This window comes from Psychrobacter sp. M13 (assembly GCF_030718935.1).
In the GTDB taxonomy this organism is placed as follows: Bacteria; Pseudomonadota; Gammaproteobacteria; order Pseudomonadales; family Moraxellaceae; genus Psychrobacter; species Psychrobacter immobilis_G.
In genome coordinates, this window is record NZ_CP132194.1 from 1,205,855 (window position 1) to 1,222,961 (window position 17,107).

The following is a 17,107-nucleotide window of genomic DNA, read 5'->3' on the forward strand; positions in this document are numbered from 1 at the left end:
AGGGCTAGATATATAACGAGCATCAACATAAAGGATAGAGATATGAGCCATTTACTTGACCAATTTCGTTTTTTTAAGCGTAAACAAGGCGAGTTCGCTGACGGACATGGCGAGACTCGTGCAGAGTCACGTTCGTGGGAGGATTCTTACCGCAACCGCTGGCAGTACGACAAGATTGTGCGCTCAACTCATGGCGTCAACTGTACTGGCTCATGCTCTTGGAAGATTTATGTTAAAAACGGTCTAGTAACGTGGGAGACGCAGCAAACGGACTATCCAGAAACCCGTCCAGATCTGCCAAATCATGAGCCGCGCGGCTGTCCACGTGGTGCTAGTTATAGCTGGTATATGTACTCGGCTAATCGGGTCAAATATCCTAAAGTTCGTAAGCCGCTACTCAAGCTATGGCGCGAAGCCAAAGGCCAGTTCCCAGATCCTGTTGATGCCTGGGGCAGTATTGTCGAAGACCCTATCAAAGCCGAACAGTACAAGTCTAAGCGCGGCATGGGCGGCTTTATCCGCTCAACATGGGGCGAGGTCAATGAAATCATCGCGGCTAGCAACGTCTATACGGCTAAGACTTATGGCCCTGATCGCATTGTTGGCTTCTCACCGATTCCTGCAATGTCAATGGTTAGCTATGCCGCAGGTAGCCGCTATCTATCTTTGATTGGTGGTGTTTGTCTATCGTTTTATGATTGGTACTGTGATCTACCACCAGCCTCACCGATGACTTGGGGCGAGCAAACGGACGTGCCTGAATCAGCGGATTGGTACAACTCGGACTATATTATTGCTTGGGGCTCTAACGTGCCGCAAACGCGTACGCCTGACGCGCATTTCTTTACCGAAGTTCGTTATAAAGGCACCAAAACCGTCTCTATTACCCCTGATTATGCGGAAGTGTCAAAGCTTACTGACTTATGGCTTAACCCTAAACAAGGAACGGATGCGGCATTAGCGCAAGCGTTTTGTCACGTTATCTTAAAAGAGTTCTATCTCAAGCAGCCAAGCGACTATTTTTACGACTACGCCAAGCGTTATACCGATTTGCCTATCTTAGTTATGATAGAGGGCGAGGAGGGCATGCGTCGTCCTGGTCGCTATCTGCGAGCATCAGATTTGGTCGATGATTTAGGTCAAGAAAATAACCCAGAATGGAAGACGATTGGCTTAAGTCAAACGGGCGAGCTGGTATCGCCACAAGGCTCGATCGGTTATCGCTGGGGCGAAAAAGGCAAATGGAACATCGAGCAAAAAGACGGCGCAACGGGTAAAGCGTTTGATTTAACTCTAAGCCTAAAAGACAGCGCTGAGACTTGTACCGTCGCTTTTGATTACTTCGGTAATGTCGAGCATCCTCATTTTAACTGTGTACCTGGTGAGGCGATCCAGCAAAAAACGATTCCTTGCAAGACCATAACCCTTACCGATGGCACAACCGCTACGGTTGCCACAGTGTTTGACTTAACCACTGCCAGCTTAGGCGTCGATAGTGGTCATGGTGGCGATCATGTCACTGACGATTATAACGATGCAACCGTACCAGGCACGCCTGCTTGGCAGGAAGTGATAACAGGCGTAAGCCGTGAGCGCGTGATTCAAGTAGCCCGTGAGTTCGCTGAAAACGCGCATAAAACCCACGGCAAATCGATGATTATCATCGGTGCGGGTATGAATCACTGGTATCACCTCGATATGAACTATCGCGGTGTCATCAATATGCTCATGCTCTGCGGCTGTATCGGTAAGTCTGGCGGCGGCTGGGCACATTACGTGGGTCAAGAAAAACTGCGCCCACAAACCGGATGGCTACCACTGGCATTTGCACTCGACTGGCATCGTCCGCCACGTCAAATGGCAGGTACGAGCTTCTTCTATGCGCACAGCTCGCAGTGGCGTCACGAGACCATCTCAGCGCACGAGATACTATCACCACTGGCGAATAAAAAGTTCTTCCCAGAGCATATGCTGGATTACAACATTCAAGCAGAACGGGCGGGCTGGTTACCCTCAGCGCCGCAGCTCAATCGTAACCCTTTGACTATCGCCGCCGAAGCAAGAGCCAAAGGTCAAGACATCGAGGAATACGTCGTTGACTCGCTACATAAAGGCAGCCTACGCTTCGCTTGTGAATCTCCCGATAACCCTGTGAACTTCCCGCGTAATATGTTTATCTGGCGCTCAAACCTTTTGGGCTCATCAGGTAAAGGTCATGAGTATATGCTCAAGTACTTCTTGGGCACCTCAAACGGTCTACTCAATGAGGAAAACCCGACGGGGCATCTGCAACCTAAAGAGGTCGATTGGGTCGAAAAGGGTCCTACAGGCAAGCTTGACTTAGTGGTGACCTTAGATTTTCGCATGTCATCAACTTGTCTGTACTCTGACATCGTCTTGCCGACCGCAACTTGGTACGAAAAAGATGACATGAATACCTCAGATATGCACCCGTTCATTCATCCTTTGACCGCTGCTACTGATCCTGCTTGGGAATCCAAAACCGATTGGGAAATCTATAAAGGTATTGCCAAGACCTTCTCTGAAGTCTCTAAAGGGCATTTAGGCGTTGAAACCGATGTGGTCACTTATCCGATGCAACATGATAGCCCAGGTGAGCTGGCTCAGCCTTTTGGTGGTACGGATTGGAAGACCGCTGGCGAAAGACCTGTTCCTGGTAAAAACTGCCCAATGATTAAAATCGTTGAGCGTGACTATCCTAATACTTATGCTAAATTCACCGCGCTTGGGCCACTCATGGACGAGTTAGGTAATGGTTCTAAAGGGCTGAACTGGGATACTAAAGAAGAAATTGTTAATTTAGGCGATTTGAACTACAGAATTGTGAATACTGGTGTTGCTGAAGGTCGACCCCGTATAGAGACCGCTGCCAACGCTTGTGAAACCATCCTAATGCTCGCCCCTGAAACTAATGGCCACGTTGCGGTTAAAGGCTGGGCTGCGTTGTCTGAATTTACGGGTCGCGATCATAGCCATTTGGCTAAATCTAGTGAGCATGAAAAAATCCGCTTTAAAGACATCGTCGCGCAGCCGCGCAAGATTATCTCAAGTCCAACGTGGTCAGGTATCGAGTCTGACAAGGTCAGCTATACCGCAGGTTATACCAACGTCCATGAGCTGATTCCTTGGCGCACCATCACGGGTCGCCAGCAGTTTTATCAAGACCATCCTTGGATGCAAGCCTTTGGTGAACAGATGCAGCAGTATCGTCCACCAATCGATACCAAAACCACTGAAATCATCAAAGACGCTAAGCCTAATGGTAATAAAGAGATTGTCCTAAACTTTTTAACACCGCATCAAAAGTGGGGTATTCACAGTACTTACTCTGAAAACCTACTAATGCTGACCCTAAGCCGTGGTGGTCCTTGTGTTTGGATGTCTGAAACAGATGCGCGCAAGGCAGGTATCGTCGATAACGATTGGATTGAGCTGTTCAATGCTAACGGGGCGCTAACAGCCCGGGCTATTGTCAGTCAGCGGGTCAAAGAGGGCATGGTCATGATGTATCACGCTCAAGAAAAACTAGTCAACATCCCAGGCTCGCAGCAAACCGGTATTCGTGGCGGTATTCACAACTCAATGACCCGTACCATCTTAAAGCCCACCCATATGATCGGTAGCTACGCCCAGCAATCTTATGGCTTTAACTACTATGGCACAGTGGGTTGTAACCGCGATGAGTTTGTCGTTATCCGTAAAATGTCAAAAATCGACTGGTTAGAAGAAAAACCAGATGATGAACTGCCGCGCCCATTGCCAACCACTATCGATGGATAAAACGGCATTGCAGTATTTTAGGATAAGACAAGTTTTTAATTATGCTTTTTAATGATAGCTGGAGCACACACCCATGAAAATTCGTTCACAAGTCGGCATGGTGCTTAACCTTGATAAATGTATCGGTTGCCACACCTGTTCAGTCACCTGTAAAAACGTTTGGACCAGCCGCGAAGGTATGGAATACGCGTGGTTCAATAATGTTGAGTCAAAACCAGGTATTGGTTATCCCAAAGAGTGGGAAAATCAAAATAAATGGAAAGGTGGCTGGATACGTAATGCTAATGGCACTATTAATCCGCGTATCGGTGGTAAATTCCGCGTATTGGCTAATATCTTTGCCAACCCTGATTTGCCGGAGATTGACGACTATTATGAGCCGTTTGATTTTGATTATCAGCATCTACATACCGCCCCTATCGGTAAGTATCAACCGATTGCGCGCCCACGTTCTTTGATCACGGGCAAGCGTATGCAAAAGATTGAATGGGGCCCTAACTGGGAAGAAATCTTAGGCACTGAGTTTGAAAAAAGACGCAAAGATAAGAACTTTGACAATATCCAAGCTGAGATATATGGCGAGTATGAAAATACCTTCATGATGTATTTGCCACGCCTATGTGAGCATTGTTTGAACCCTACGTGCGTTGCATCTTGCCCTAGTGGTGCGATTTATAAGCGCGAAGAAGACGGCATTGTCTTGATCGATCAAGATAAATGCCGTGGTTGGCGCATGTGTATCTCTGGCTGCCCTTACAAAAAGATCTACTACAACTGGAAGTCTGGTAAATCTGAAAAATGTATCTTCTGTTATCCCCGTATCGAAGCGGGCTTGCCGACGGTATGTTCAGAGACTTGTGTTGGGCGTATTCGCTACTTAGGCGTATTGCTCTATGACGCTGACAAAATCGCCGAAGCCGCGAGCACCCCTAACGAGCAAGACTTATATCAAGCACAGCTTGATATATTTTTGGATCCGAACGATCCTGCGGTCATCGCTCAAGCGTTAAAAGATGGCGTGCCGCAATCGGTTATTGATTCAGCCCAGCGCTCACCTGTTTATAAGCTGGCAGTCGATTGGAAACTAGCGCTACCGTTACACCCTGAATACCGTACGCTACCTATGGTTTGGTATGTACCGCCATTATCACCGATTCAAAACGCTGCTGAAGCGGGCAAAGTCGGTATGGACGGTCTCATCCCTGATGTTGACAGTTTACGTATTCCACTGCGTTATCTTGCCAATATGCTGACAGCAGGCGATGAAGAGCCGGTACGTTTGGCTCTGAAACGCTTGCTCGCTATGCGTAGCTACAAGCGTATGCAACTGGTCGAAAAGCAAGAAGTACAAAGCATCTTAGACGACGTCGGTTTGACTAAACTGCAAGTCGAGGAGATGTACCGTTATCTGGCTATCGCTAACTACGAAGATCGCTTTGTCATACCAACCGCGCACCGTGAAGAAGCCTTAAGCGATGCATTCGCTGAACGTGGCGGCTGTGGCTTTACCTTTGGCGATGGTTGCTCATCTGGTGAGTCTGATAACAGTATGTTTGGGCAAAGTAAAACCAATCGTCGCGACTTTACCCAAACTGTCCAAAAGTGGGAGGTATAACATGCCAAGTTCTAAACTAAATAGCTCTGAATCTTATAGCGCCCAGCCTTATAACAGTGATTTAGGCGACGATTTAGATAATGATTTGGATCATGATACGGATGTGCTGCCTATGATTGAACACTCTGAGCTTAAGATACTTAAAGTACTCAGCTTATTGGTAGATTATCCAACCAATGAGCTGTTTGCAGACGATACCTTTGCGACCTGCAAGCAAATAGTAATGAGTTCAACCTTGATCAGTCCACAAGTGCGCCGTCAAATTAGCGACTTAATCGATAGTTTAATCGCTAAAGGATCGCTTGAAGCGCAAGCGGAATATGACGGACTATTTGAGCGTGGTCGTACTTTATCACTATGGTTGTTTGAGCATGTGCATGGCGAATCGCGTGATCGCGGTCAAGCTATGGTTGATCTGATGAATCAGTACGAAGAAGCTGGTTTTATGATCAATATGAAAGAGCTACCAGACTATATTCCTTTATATCTAGAGTTTTTGGCTTATCAAGCAACGGTGATAAACGACGATATTCAGATTCGTATGGAGATAGCTGATGTCAGCCATATTATTGCTTTGCTAGCCGCTAGACTCAAAGACCGCAGTAGCCTGTACGAAGGTTGTTTTAATGCGCTATTGCAAATCGCTGGTAAGCCGCTTGATATCGTGGCGGATTACGATGAAAAAATCAGTAAAGAGCCACGCGATGACACTTTTGATGCCATAGATAAAGAGTGGGAAGAAGAGGTCGTTGATTTCTTGGATGCCCAGCAAGAAGAGCGCTGCGCCTCATCCACTAGCACGCAAAGCCTTGCGGCTAAGGCTGGAGTTAGAAAGTCTACGTCAGCGGCAAAAATGGTTGATGCGCCCGTACATTGGGTGGATTTTAAGCAAACTAGCAAGCAAAACCAGACAGCTGACCAATTATAAGGAGAGATAACATGAATCTTGGAGCGCCTAGTTTACAAGCTTTAGCCAGCTTAAATTGGCTACAAATATTCCTTTTTGGTGTTTATCCCTATATTGCGTTGGCTATTGCTATCGTTGGTACTTGGGTGCGCTTTGATCTATCACAGTACTCTTGGAAATCCAGCTCTTCGCAGATGCTCAGAAAGAAAAACATGCGCTGGGCGAGCAACCTATTTCATGTCGGTATTATTATCGTGTTACTTGGGCATTTATTCGGGCTGTTAACGCCGCATATTTTATATGATCGCTTTATCAGTGCAGGTAATAAGCAAATATTAGCAGTAGTGGTTGGTGGTATTGCTGGCGTGTTCTGCTGGATTGGGCTAGTGATGCTGATGTGGCGACGTTTTACTGATGATCGCATCTCTAACACTTCTAAGTTTTCCGACAAAATGATATTGGTAATATTGTTTGTGCAGTTAACGTTAGGACTAGGCACTATCTTTACCTCAGCTCAGCATTTAGATGGATTGACCATGCTCAACTATGCAGGGTGGGCACAGGACATTACACTCTTAAGACCAATACAAGCCGCAGCACGTATCGAGCAGGCCGATCTTATCTATCAGTTGCATATGGCATTAGGTATCACTTTGATTATGATTTTCCCATTCACCCGTTTGATTCATATTATCAGTGCGCCTGTCTGGTATCTCGGTCGTCGATATCAGATCGTTAGACAAAAAAGCTCTCAATAAAAAGTCTCAATAAATAGTCACAATAATGATGCAAGGGAATTTGAATAATGTTATTATAAGATGTATTTAAAATGAATGTTTAACGATGGTTTGATAGCTAGCCTATAAACCATCGTTACATTTTTCAAGTGCATACTTTCAACACACCCTAGATCCTGAAAAAGAGAAATATTATGGCTACTGCACAAACGCTAAAAATCGTCAAAGCAACCGTTCCTGTATTAGAAGAACACGGCAACGCTATTACCACTGTATTTTATCAAAATATGTTCGCCAATCATCCTGAGCTACTCGATATCTTTAATGAAACCAATCAAAAGCTAGGCCGCCAACAAACGGCATTGGCAACGACGGTTCTGGCGGCCGCGAAACATCTTGAGCATTTGGAAGTTTTATTACCACAAGTGACCGAAATAGGTCATAAGCATCGTGCTTTGCAGATCTTGCCAGAGCATTATCCTATCGTCGGCGAGCATCTAATAGGCGCTATCAAACAAGTGCTAGGCGAGGCGGCTAACGATGACATTATAGAGGCTTGGACTGAAGCCTATGATGAGATCGCTAATGTCTTTATTCAGTTTGAAAAAGGCTTGTATATTGATGCGATGTGGAAAGGCTTTGCGAGCTTTAAAGTCGTCGAAAAAGTAGCCGCTGCAACAGATATTGCCGCCTTTACTGTCGTTCCTGTAAATGATGATTCAGAAGATAAAAGCCAAAATATTGATTTGAGCAAACTTGCTTTAACCGCTGGGCAATACATCACGGTAAAAACAAACCCTCAAGACAGCGACCATTTAGCGCTACGTCATTACTCTTTAAACTCCACTATTACCGATAAAGGTATTCAGTTCGCTGTCAAAAGAGACAATCGCAATGGTCATTATGGCTTAGTCTCTAACTATCTACACGACGAGCTGCAAGTGGGCGAGACGCTGTTATTATCAGCACCAGCGGGCGACTTTGCTCTTGATAAAGAACTTATCCATCAGAACGATATTCCATTAATATTTATCAGTGCGGGTGTTGGAATTACGCCTATTTTAGCGATGCTTGAGACCCAAGTTACGGCGAACCCTCAGCGCCCTATCATTTGGGCTTATGCTTGTCAAAATAAAAAGCATCATGCTTTTGAGAGTCAAGTAAATCAACTTTTAGAGTCAGCGACCACGGTAGAAAAAAATATCTTCTACTTTGATAGTGGACAGCTATTAGGTAACGACTTGCTGGCTACTTTGCCTAAACCTGCTGATATATACGTCTGCGGCTCTATGCCGTTTATGGAAAGTATGATTGGTGGCTTAACAGCGCTTGAGCACAGCACTGATCACGTCCATTACGAACCCTTTGGTCCTAAAATGAGCCTACAAATCGCTTAAGTTTTTGTATCAATAGTAATGATAATAACAACAGAACGGCATTTAAGCAGCATTATAATTAACCATCATTATGCTTTTAGACGCTGTTCTGTTTTTAATATGACTTAATAAGATTTTTCAGTTTTTCAGTAAAATTAATAATTTTTTGAATTTTGATTACCTAATTTGATTATTTAAATAGCGGAGTAGAACCTATGACAGTCAGTACTTATAACCCAGCCGACTACATTAATAACGACGTCACTCATGCCGCTAACGCCCCTACTGTCGCAAGCAAGCTGGCAACGCATACTATCGACACAACACCTGCCAATAACAGTGATGACATTGTCCGTGTCATGCCCAGCTTAGCTGACCTACAAAAGCCACATTCTGATCAAGAGTTTATTGATAAGGCCATGCGCGAAGAGCGTAGCAATCACAGCAATAATAGCAATCTCATCGGCTCTAGCCGTGAAGAGCTACCAACGGTCAGTGTCAACGGTGTAATGATTGATAAAACCGCTATCGCGCAAGAGCTACAGTATCACCCTGCTAAGGATAAAGATGACGCCCTGTTTTTAGCAGCCCAAGCTCTAGTCGTTCGTGAACTGTTAAGAATCGCTGTATTAGAGGATAATAATCTTGGCGAGTCTGCATGGATAGAGGATGAAGAGCAGGCGATCTCAGCACTCATTGATAAAAATGTCCAAGCTGTGATGCCAGATATAGACACTTGCAAACGCTATTATCAGCAAAATACTGCTGACTTTAAGACCGATCCTATTATGTCAGTGCGCCATATCTTATTAGCTTGTCTGCCTGAAGATGGTGAAGAGAGATTAGCCGTCAAAAAAACGGCTTATGAGATGATTGAGCAGATTAATAATAATGCCAATCCCAATGCAGAATTTATTCAAATAGCACGTCAACACTCGGCTTGTCCCTCAAAAGAAGCGGACGGTGAGCTTGGCGTGGTTAGTAAAGGTCAAACGGTTTCAGAGTTTGAAAGCATATTATTTAGCTTAGAGACGGGCCTTGCGCCAAGTCCTATCGAGAGTCGATACGGCTTTCATATTGTCGAGGTGCTCGATAAGCAACCAGGGATGCAAATGACTTATGACCAAGTCGCAGCGGCAATCTCTAATAAATTAAGCCAGCAAGCCTTTCATCAGTCGCTTTGTGATTATTTATTTATGTTATCTAACGAAGCCGAGATAGAAGGTATTGAGATGACGCTTGAGCAAGAAAACATCTTTCGAGGATAGTTAGCTATCGGCTTAAAATAATTTTATTTACTATAGTCTTTTATTGAGAATAGGGGTACGGCGTTTATGATCACGACAGATCAGTTGCTCCATGCGATAACCAAGCGTGTCGAGATTTACAATAAAATTGATGCTCCTATAAATAAAAGAGCTACAGAGATGTGCTCGCTTTTGGAGAGTCGTAATAAGATCTTAGCGGATTATATTATGTCGCCGTTTGACGTTCCTAGACAGAATGTATCAGCAATGGATGGCTATGCTATAGCGAAAGGCAGTACGCTCTCAAAAGCCACTATGATTGAAATAGTTGGCGAATCACAAGCGGGAAGCCCCTTTGCAGGTTCGCTTAAAAAAGATCAGGGCATTCGTATTTTTACTGGTGCTGTCGTGCCAGACGGCTGTAATACAGTTATTATGCAAGAGAACACTAATTTTGAGTTTATAAAAGATAGCATTGATAAAACCCAACCTTATGAGATTATATTAGCAAAAGCGGCAGACACGGATGCGCATATCCGTAAGCAAGGCGAGGAGATACAACAAAAGGAGTTGATGCTACCGCAAGGCAAGCGCTTGAATCCTGCTGATATCAGTTTGCTTGCTAATTTAGGCATTGATAAAGTAAAGGTATTTGAGCCGCTCACCGTCGGCATATTAGCGACGGGTGATGAGCTGGTGACACTTGGCGATAAGTTAACAGACTCTGCGCAAATATATAACTCTAATACCCCGACCCTTAAAAGCATGCTGTCTGATCTGCCTATTATCATTCGTGATTATGGCATCATCCCTGATAATTTGGATAAAACCACTAAGATTGTCAGTAAAGCCATGCAAAAGTGTGACGTGCTGATATCTACCGCTGGTGTGTCAGTAGGCGATTATGATTTTTTGACTAGGGTCATTGAACAATTAGGTCAGATCAATCATTACAAAGTCGCGATGAAACCCGGTAAGCCCTTTGTTTTTGGCGAACTACTAGGTGATAAGAATAAAAAAATGGCTAAGCCCGTGCTCTATTTTGGCTTACCGGGCAATCCAATATCGACGGTAGTTGGCGCTCTACAATTCATAATCCCAGCATTATGGCAATTATCTGCTGTTTCTACACAAGATCAGCCTATGCCATTGACCGTAACGGCAACGCTGATCAATGACATTAAAAAGTCGGTAGGTCGTACGGACTTTCAGCGTGGTCTATTAACCCGAGATAAACAAGGCGGTTATCAAGTCGAAAGCTTCTTTAATCAACAGTCGCACCGAATCAAGCAGCTCAGCCGAGCCAACTGTCTTATTGTACTATCACAAGACACAGGTGATATAGCATCAGGCACTAAGGTAGAAGTACAACCCTTTCCTTGGTTGAATAGTTAAGCTATATAGTCAAAAGTAGTCTCTCCAAATCTACTACTAAAGGGGTAGGTAGGAGAGCTCTTTTGGTTAATAGTTATCTTTACTAAACCTGTCATAATAAGTTTTAATACTAATATATTCACTCACAACCTGAGGCAACGCCTAAAAGTCAACCGTACACTCAATAGTAGTGGTAATCATCTATGAACCCTCTTGCCCCCATTATAGGCGGTGCTCAGTTATACTCGCCTGCCGTCCCCGCTGTTTTTGATGATGATTCATCGAAACTTGCGGTCTTATCTACTCAATCGTCTACTCAATCCTTCATCAAACCCGCTGAACCTTTAACTGATAGCTTTTCACGGCAGCTCACTTATCTGCGCCTATCTATTACTGATTTTTGTAATTTTCGCTGTGAGTATTGTTTGCCAAACGGCTATCAAGGTAAGCCGCCACAGAATGAGTTAAGTGTGACTGAGATTGCTACCTTAGTGAGCGGCTTTGCGCAAGTTGGGACTAAAAAGGTACGTATTACAGGTGGTGAGCCATCTATTCGTCGCGACGTTGTCGATATTATAAAAGTGATTAAAAATACTGAAGGTATAGAAACCGTCGCTATGACCAGTAATGGCTACAAGCTTGGTAAGCACTTAGCTGATTGGAATAGTGCGGGACTGAATCAAATCAATATCAGTATGGACAGCTTTGACGCTGGGACTTTTCATAAGATGACAGGCTTTGATATGCTGCCGCAGTTAATGACCGATATGGATAAGCTGTTAGACACCACTGATATTGAGCTAAAAATAAACAGTATATTAATGGCAGAAACCGCCTTTGAAAATCTGATGAATGCTATTGAATACGTCAAAGACAGACCCGTGACTTATCGCTTTATAGAATTTATGCAGACCAGTGATAATAGCGATCTATTCTTTGCGCAATATGCTCAGTCTGATCTTATCACTAACTATTTAATCAAGCACGGTTGGCATGCGCATGATCGCGGTAGTGCCGATGGCCCTGCTATTGAGTACAGCCATCCCGATTATATCGGACGCATTGGTATGATTGCGCCTTATGCTACCCACTTTTGTGATAACTGTAACCGTCTGCGCGTCAGTAGTCAGGGCAAAGTCCATCTTTGCCTGTTTGATGACGGTAACTATGATATTCGTAGCTACTTACAGCAAAACGATATTGCGGGCTTAATCAATACTTTACATAGTTTTATGCCGATCAAGCCTGAGCATCATCACTTGCATGAGTCCAACAGCGGTATGATGAATAATTTGTCAATGATTGGTGGCTAAGTTCTTATTAGTAATTTTTTATAAAACAACAACTAGCAAAACACTGACTAAATAATAATCGTTAAGGAACCCTAATGTCCAAACCTGCTGCCGAATTTATCCCACTTAATATCGCCATCTTAACGGTCTCTGACTCTCGTACTATTGACGAGGATAGCTCAGGGCAATATCTGGTCGACCAATTGACCGCTGCGGGGCATCATCTAGCTGATCGCCAGCTTATTACGGATGATATCTACAATATCCGCGCGGTTATTAGCAGTTGGATTGCCGATTCGAATATACATGCCGTTATTACCACTGGTGGCACAGGGTTTTATATTCGTGACAGTATGCCCGAAGCAGTTGGGGTGTTATTTGATAAGTCGATTGATGGTTTTGGTGAGATGTTCCGCTTAATATCAAAAGATGATATCGGCATGTCTACTGTCCAGTCGCGTGCGATTGCTGGCATGGCAAACGGCACGGGTATCTTTTGTCTACCAGGATCAACAGGTGCTTGTCGTACGGGTTGGGAAGGTATATTAAAAGAGCAGTTTGACAGTCGTACTCGCCCTTGCAACTTTGTAGCGCACTTTATGCGTGCCAATCCGAGCCCTCATTAATATTTTTAATAAGTGCTTTTTTTATTAGCTTTCATTCAAATAGCGAAAGGTGAGAATTTTATGCTCATTACTTATACGGATAATACTATCGCTGATAACACTATGACGATTGATGTTTTATATTTTGCAGATGTAACTGATAAAAAGGATTATAGCGAAGAGAGAGTAAAAATTGAGCAAGCAGCTTCACTGACTGATTTATATAAGCAGCTAAGTCAAAATCATATTTTTAGTCATCCTCAATCGAAACTACGAGTGGCAATAAATGATGACTTCGTCAACTGGAATGAGCTGATTTATGATGGTGATAATGTGGCATTTATTTTGCCAGTTATCTCGCCAGTAGCTTGTAGTTAAAGCCATAAGGATAAATTATATTCAATCATTAAGTTGCTTAATTTTAAATATAACTAAAAAAGGAAATCATAAGTAGTTAAAAAAATTAGGAAGTATCATGCGTATTATAAAAAATCGTATCCGTCATACCTTAGCTTTTAAAATAATAGGTTTAATTGTTTTTACACCATTAACAAGCTGGGTATTCGGGTTTGAGATGTATTTGATAAGTGCAATAGCCAAAGATAACTTCAACAAACTCTTTTAAATTTCAATTTTCAGGATTTAGCTTTATGCTCAACTATATACTAATCGCTCACTTGTTAGGCGCTACAATTTGGACAGGCGGCCATCTGATTTTATCACTAGTTGTGCTACCCAAAGCCTTATCAAAACATGATGTCAATGTACTGCTACAATTTGAAGAACAGTTTGAGAAAGTCGGTATTCCCGCCTTAGTTGTACAAATAAGCACGGGTCTATGGATGGCGTACAAACTGATGCCAGACATTGGAGGTTGGTTCACTTTTGATAACGATATTAGTATTTTGATTGGTCTAAAATTACTACTGTTGTTAGCCACTATTGTTGTGGCCCTACACGCACGCTTTTACGTGATACCTAAACTATCTGCTGAAACGCTAAAAGCCTTTTCAGTAAATATTCTCTTAGTAACTCTGCTATCAGTGAGCTTCGTGGTCGTTGGTACACTTTTTCGGACAGGCTTAAGCGGATAAGTACAATAAATGCTGGTTATAGTTGATTATTAAAGTAAGACACTAGGACATAAGATACCAAGCACCCGATTTATTTTAAATAATATGTGATAGGTGTTTATGTTATTGGTAATTATACGGTTAATACACTTGGCATTATAAAAAGATAAGTTTTAGTGATAAAATCTTCACTCGCTATTTTCTCAATAAAAAGTGCTTTTATAAGAGATAGGTAAGTTATTGAAATCATTCAATCGCCACTCAGATGGTGAATTTGCTATTGCCTGTCCAAAATTTATCGATAAGAAACTGTTATGATCGTCCGACAAAAACCGAATGCATTCAAAATACTTTTTACGTTACGTGGATCTGTCATTCCGCACATTTATCCTCAGGTTTTATTCATTACCTTACTCAGTGCCATTATATCAGCCGTTCAACATTGGATTCCAAGCTCTTTTTCTACTTATGGTGCCGCGCCTTTTACTTTACTCGGTATCGCTTTATCTCTATTTTTAGGCTTTCGTAATAATGCAACTTATCAACGCTGGTGGGAGGCGCGAGGATTATGGGGTCAGCTGGTCTTTGACTCTCGTAGCTTAACTCGTCAAGTGCTTTCGTTTATTGATGATGAGAGTGAAATAGGACGCGACACACAGCAGTCTATTATCCGCCTTAATATCGCTTTTGTTCATGCGCTACGACATAGACTGCGCAATACATCCCCATGGCAAGATGTTGAGCGTTTTGTAGAGCCTGAATATCATATCAGTATGCGTCAAGCGCGAAATCTACCTGAATACTTGCTACGATTAATGGGTAAAAAATTAGGCTATAGTCGACGCCAGAGTTTGTCCTCGGATCTTATGATACAGAATATGGATAACACATTATCCTCGTTGACGGTAGTTTTGGCAGCGTGTGAGCGTATTCATACGACACCGTTGCCCTTTGCTTATATTCTACTCGTCCATCGAACCACTTATTTATTTTGCTTTATGCTGCCTTTTGGTTTAGCGAACTCTTTAGGTTGGGCCACCCCTTTGATGTGCGCTGTCATTGCCTATACCTTTTTCGGTCTTGATGCTTTAAGTGAAGAGATCACGGATCCCTTCGGTACAGAGGCTAACAATTTACCACTGACGGCCTTATCACGGATTATTGAAATAAACTTGCTAGAGGCAATGGGAGAGACGGATATCCCAGACGAGATTAGTCCAATAGATGGTTATTTTTTAGAGTAAATCATAGATATGAGCCTGCTAAGTGAGAGTAGCTTTTAACAGACCCTATGCAAATATGCTCAAAGTTGGTAGTTTGAGCATTGCGATAAAGATATCTTGTAGCGGTGATCCTCTACTATACTTTTTTCTGCACAATCTATAGGGTCAATGAGGCGCATCAGGCTGCATCATAGGATCAGCGTCGGCAAAGGCTTTTAGCGTACGGCAGTTGGTATCAACAGCGACAATATTGGGGTAAGGACTCAAATCGACTTTGAAACGGCGAGCAGAGGAGACCTGCGGAATAAGATAGCAGTCTGCTAAACTAGGACTGTTGCCATAGCAGAAGTCACCACGGGTTTTGTTGGCAGCCAAGCGCTTCTCTAGCGCAGCAAACCCATCACTCATCCAGCGCTGACACCACGCCATGACTTTGTCTTCTTCCACTGACAGCTCATTACGTAGATATTGCAGTATGCGCCGATTGTTAATCGGATGCATATCACAGCCGATCATGGCACTGATAGCGCGGACGTGCATGCGCCCAGCAGCATCTTTGGGCAGCAATGCAGGTTCAGGATAGACCTCTTCTAACCACTCCAAGATAGCAGGGCTCTGATATAATAGTAAATCATCGGCTTGCAGCACCGGCACTAGTCCTTGCGGGTTAAGCGCTTTAAATTCTGCCTCCAACTGCTCATCCTGTGCTAAATTGACCGTGATATTATCATAGTCCAAGCCCTTTAGATTCATCGCGATACGCGTGCGGTAAGCGGTGCTACTGCGAAAATAGCCATAAAGCGTCATCATCATTAAATCCTTTTATTGTGTTATATAAAGGTAGGTGAAATGGTTATAATTACGCCTACGATCATCACTTTATAAAATCATAAATATCTATTATGACTTTGCGTCTTATATCAATATATAGTAATAGCTAATTAAGCAATCAAAAAATCAATTGAGCCAATCATGCCAGCAGCTAAAAATCCTGTAGATAAATCTATAAGCGCGAGTAAAAGCCAAAACGGCGTGCAATCTCTTGAAGTTGGACTATCGATATTAGATGTGCTTATCGATTATAACGAGCCTATGATGTTAAAAGACATCGCGCAAGCGATACAGATGCATCCTGCAAAGTGCCATCGTTATTTGGTCAGTCTTATCCGCACAAACTACGCGCGTAAGCTCGATGATGGCCGCTATGGGCTTGGCGATAGGGTCAGCTCATTAGCAGCGTTAGGCGCAATGGGTCACACAGGGTTTAACCCGAACAATATCTTAGAGCGCCTCACCTATATTGCTAATGATATTCAAAAAACGACAAACTGCGCGGTACAAATCGCCAAATGGTTCAATGAAGGCCCTATTATCATTCAGTCTGTCGAACCTGATAGTCCTATTAGTATTATTACGCGCATCGGCTCACGTATGCCATTGACGACATCGGCTACAGGCCAGCTGTTTGCTAGTTATCAGTCTGACTCTATCATTAAGCCACTTGTTATCGCCGAATGGAAAACTAATGATACGGCGTTAATAGCAGAAAAATGGCAGCACTTTGAGCAACTAAAAATCGAGATACGCCACCAAGGGTATGCAACTGTGACGGGCGATATGCTAATGGGTATTAATGCTATTACTATCCCTGTGATCCTACCAGCGCTTGATTGTACCTTCGTTAAGCCTAGCGATAGTCGCTCATTGACTGAACAACCCTCGTTAGAGTATGCGATCACCGTTATTGGTACTACAGAGCAGTTGCCAATAAGTGCAAAACATAATGTCATCGAGAAAATTATGGCAATCGCGCAGCGCTATCAAATTGCGTAGCGATTGCCTTTTTATAGGTTACTA

At 43.4% G+C, this 17,107-nt stretch carries 15 protein-coding genes; 14 read left to right on the forward strand and 1 reads right to left on the reverse strand.

Going from position 1 to position 17,107, the window contains the following annotated elements:
* Window positions 1-42 precede the first annotated feature (42 nt).
* From Q9G97_RS05045 to Q9G97_RS05105, 13 genes are all read left to right on the forward strand, one after another.
* Window positions 43-3,801: a nitrate reductase subunit alpha gene (locus tag Q9G97_RS05045; RefSeq protein WP_305899968.1), complete on the forward strand. Its 3,759-nt coding sequence runs from the start codon at window positions 43-45 to the stop codon at window positions 3,799-3,801.
* A 73-nt stretch (window positions 3,802-3,874) separates the two neighbouring features.
* The gene (gene narH / locus Q9G97_RS05050) at window positions 3,875-5,416 is read left to right on the forward strand and encodes a nitrate reductase subunit beta (protein ID WP_305899969.1); all 1,542 of its coding nucleotides are present in this window, start codon (window positions 3,875-3,877) and stop codon (window positions 5,414-5,416) included.
* 112 nt (window positions 5,417-5,528) lie between these two features.
* Complete coding sequence (gene narJ, locus Q9G97_RS05055) at window positions 5,529-6,344, forward strand: nitrate reductase molybdenum cofactor assembly chaperone (protein ID WP_305900272.1); 816 nt, start codon at window positions 5,529-5,531, stop codon at window positions 6,342-6,344.
* 11 nt (window positions 6,345-6,355) lie between these two features.
* The gene (gene narI / locus Q9G97_RS05060) at window positions 6,356-7,081 is read left to right on the forward strand and encodes a respiratory nitrate reductase subunit gamma (RefSeq protein ID WP_305899970.1); all 726 of its coding nucleotides are present in this window, start codon (window positions 6,356-6,358) and stop codon (window positions 7,079-7,081) included.
* Window positions 7,082-7,254: 173 nt separating this feature from the next.
* The gene (locus Q9G97_RS05065) at window positions 7,255-8,457 is read left to right on the forward strand and encodes a globin domain-containing protein (protein ID WP_305899971.1); all 1,203 of its coding nucleotides are present in this window, start codon (window positions 7,255-7,257) and stop codon (window positions 8,455-8,457) included.
* A gap of 194 nt (window positions 8,458-8,651) precedes the next feature.
* Window positions 8,652-9,704, forward strand: a complete 1,053-nt coding sequence (locus Q9G97_RS05070; RefSeq protein ID WP_305899972.1) for a peptidylprolyl isomerase — start codon at window positions 8,652-8,654, stop codon at window positions 9,702-9,704.
* A 66-nt stretch (window positions 9,705-9,770) separates the two neighbouring features.
* Window positions 9,771-11,078, forward strand: a complete 1,308-nt coding sequence (glp, locus tag Q9G97_RS05075) for a gephyrin-like molybdotransferase Glp (RefSeq protein WP_305899973.1) — start codon at window positions 9,771-9,773, stop codon at window positions 11,076-11,078.
* Window positions 11,079-11,260: 182 nt separating this feature from the next.
* Entirely contained in the window at window positions 11,261-12,370 is a 1,110-nt protein-coding gene (gene moaA / locus Q9G97_RS05080) for a GTP 3',8-cyclase MoaA (protein ID WP_305899974.1), read from the forward strand.
* A gap of 74 nt (window positions 12,371-12,444) precedes the next feature.
* Complete coding sequence (moaB, locus tag Q9G97_RS05085; protein WP_305899975.1) at window positions 12,445-12,975, forward strand: molybdenum cofactor biosynthesis protein B; 531 nt, start codon at window positions 12,445-12,447, stop codon at window positions 12,973-12,975.
* Window positions 12,976-13,035: 60 nt separating this feature from the next.
* Window positions 13,036-13,332: a MoaD/ThiS family protein gene (locus tag Q9G97_RS05090; RefSeq protein WP_201572878.1), complete on the forward strand. Its 297-nt coding sequence runs from the start codon at window positions 13,036-13,038 to the stop codon at window positions 13,330-13,332.
* 97 nt (window positions 13,333-13,429) lie between these two features.
* Window positions 13,430-13,579 carry a chlorhexidine efflux transporter gene (locus tag Q9G97_RS05095; protein WP_201572880.1) on the forward strand — a complete coding sequence of 50 codons (150 nt, stop codon included), beginning with the start codon at window positions 13,430-13,432 and terminating at the stop codon, window positions 13,577-13,579.
* A gap of 25 nt (window positions 13,580-13,604) precedes the next feature.
* Window positions 13,605-14,048, forward strand: coding sequence for a CopD family protein (locus Q9G97_RS05100; protein WP_305899976.1), 444 nt, complete (start codon window positions 13,605-13,607; stop codon window positions 14,046-14,048).
* A gap of 293 nt (window positions 14,049-14,341) precedes the next feature.
* The gene (locus Q9G97_RS05105; protein WP_201572887.1) at window positions 14,342-15,271 is read left to right on the forward strand and encodes a bestrophin family protein; all 930 of its coding nucleotides are present in this window, start codon (window positions 14,342-14,344) and stop codon (window positions 15,269-15,271) included.
* A 144-nt stretch (window positions 15,272-15,415) separates the two neighbouring features.
* Here Q9G97_RS05105 and maiA read toward each other — a convergent pair whose 3' ends face one another.
* On the reverse strand, window positions 15,416-16,057 hold the full coding sequence (maiA, locus tag Q9G97_RS05110; protein ID WP_305900273.1) for a maleylacetoacetate isomerase: 642 nt from the start codon (window positions 16,055-16,057) through the stop codon (window positions 15,416-15,418).
* Between the two features lie 165 nt (window positions 16,058-16,222).
* Here maiA and Q9G97_RS05115 point away from each other — a divergent pair, with 165 nt between their 5' ends.
* Window positions 16,223-17,083, forward strand: coding sequence for an IclR family transcriptional regulator (locus Q9G97_RS05115; protein WP_305899977.1), 861 nt, complete (start codon window positions 16,223-16,225; stop codon window positions 17,081-17,083).
* The last annotated feature ends 24 nt before the right edge of the window (window positions 17,084-17,107 follow it).

What these genes read in the sequence shown, in the direction of transcription:
- Q9G97_RS05045 (WP_305899968.1), top strand. Translation starts at nt 43, where the DNA reads ATGAGCCATTTACTTGACCAATTTCGTTTTTTTAAGCGTAAACAAGGC.
- narH (WP_305899969.1), top strand. Translation starts at nt 3,875, where the DNA reads ATGAAAATTCGTTCACAAGTCGGCATGGTGCTTAACCTTGATAAATGT.
- narJ (WP_305900272.1), top strand. Translation starts at nt 5,529, where the DNA reads ATGATTGAACACTCTGAGCTTAAGATACTTAAAGTACTCAGCTTATTG.
- narI (WP_305899970.1), top strand. Translation starts at nt 6,356, where the DNA reads ATGAATCTTGGAGCGCCTAGTTTACAAGCTTTAGCCAGCTTAAATTGG.
- Q9G97_RS05065 (WP_305899971.1), top strand. Translation starts at nt 7,255, where the DNA reads ATGGCTACTGCACAAACGCTAAAAATCGTCAAAGCAACCGTTCCTGTA.
- Q9G97_RS05070 (WP_305899972.1), top strand. Translation starts at nt 8,652, where the DNA reads ATGACAGTCAGTACTTATAACCCAGCCGACTACATTAATAACGACGTC.
- glp (WP_305899973.1), top strand. Translation starts at nt 9,771, where the DNA reads ATGATCACGACAGATCAGTTGCTCCATGCGATAACCAAGCGTGTCGAG.
- moaA (WP_305899974.1), top strand. Translation starts at nt 11,261, where the DNA reads ATGAACCCTCTTGCCCCCATTATAGGCGGTGCTCAGTTATACTCGCCT.
- moaB (WP_305899975.1), top strand. Translation starts at nt 12,445, where the DNA reads ATGTCCAAACCTGCTGCCGAATTTATCCCACTTAATATCGCCATCTTA.
- Q9G97_RS05090 (WP_201572878.1), top strand. Translation starts at nt 13,036, where the DNA reads ATGCTCATTACTTATACGGATAATACTATCGCTGATAACACTATGACG.
- Q9G97_RS05095 (WP_201572880.1), top strand. Translation starts at nt 13,430, where the DNA reads ATGCGTATTATAAAAAATCGTATCCGTCATACCTTAGCTTTTAAAATA.
- Q9G97_RS05100 (WP_305899976.1), top strand. Translation starts at nt 13,605, where the DNA reads ATGCTCAACTATATACTAATCGCTCACTTGTTAGGCGCTACAATTTGG.
- Q9G97_RS05105 (WP_201572887.1), top strand. Translation starts at nt 14,342, where the DNA reads ATGATCGTCCGACAAAAACCGAATGCATTCAAAATACTTTTTACGTTA.
- maiA (WP_305900273.1), bottom strand. Translation starts at nt 16,057, where the DNA reads ATGACGCTTTATGGCTATTTTCGCAGTAGCACCGCTTACCGCACGCGT.
- Q9G97_RS05115 (WP_305899977.1), top strand. Translation starts at nt 16,223, where the DNA reads ATGCCAGCAGCTAAAAATCCTGTAGATAAATCTATAAGCGCGAGTAAA.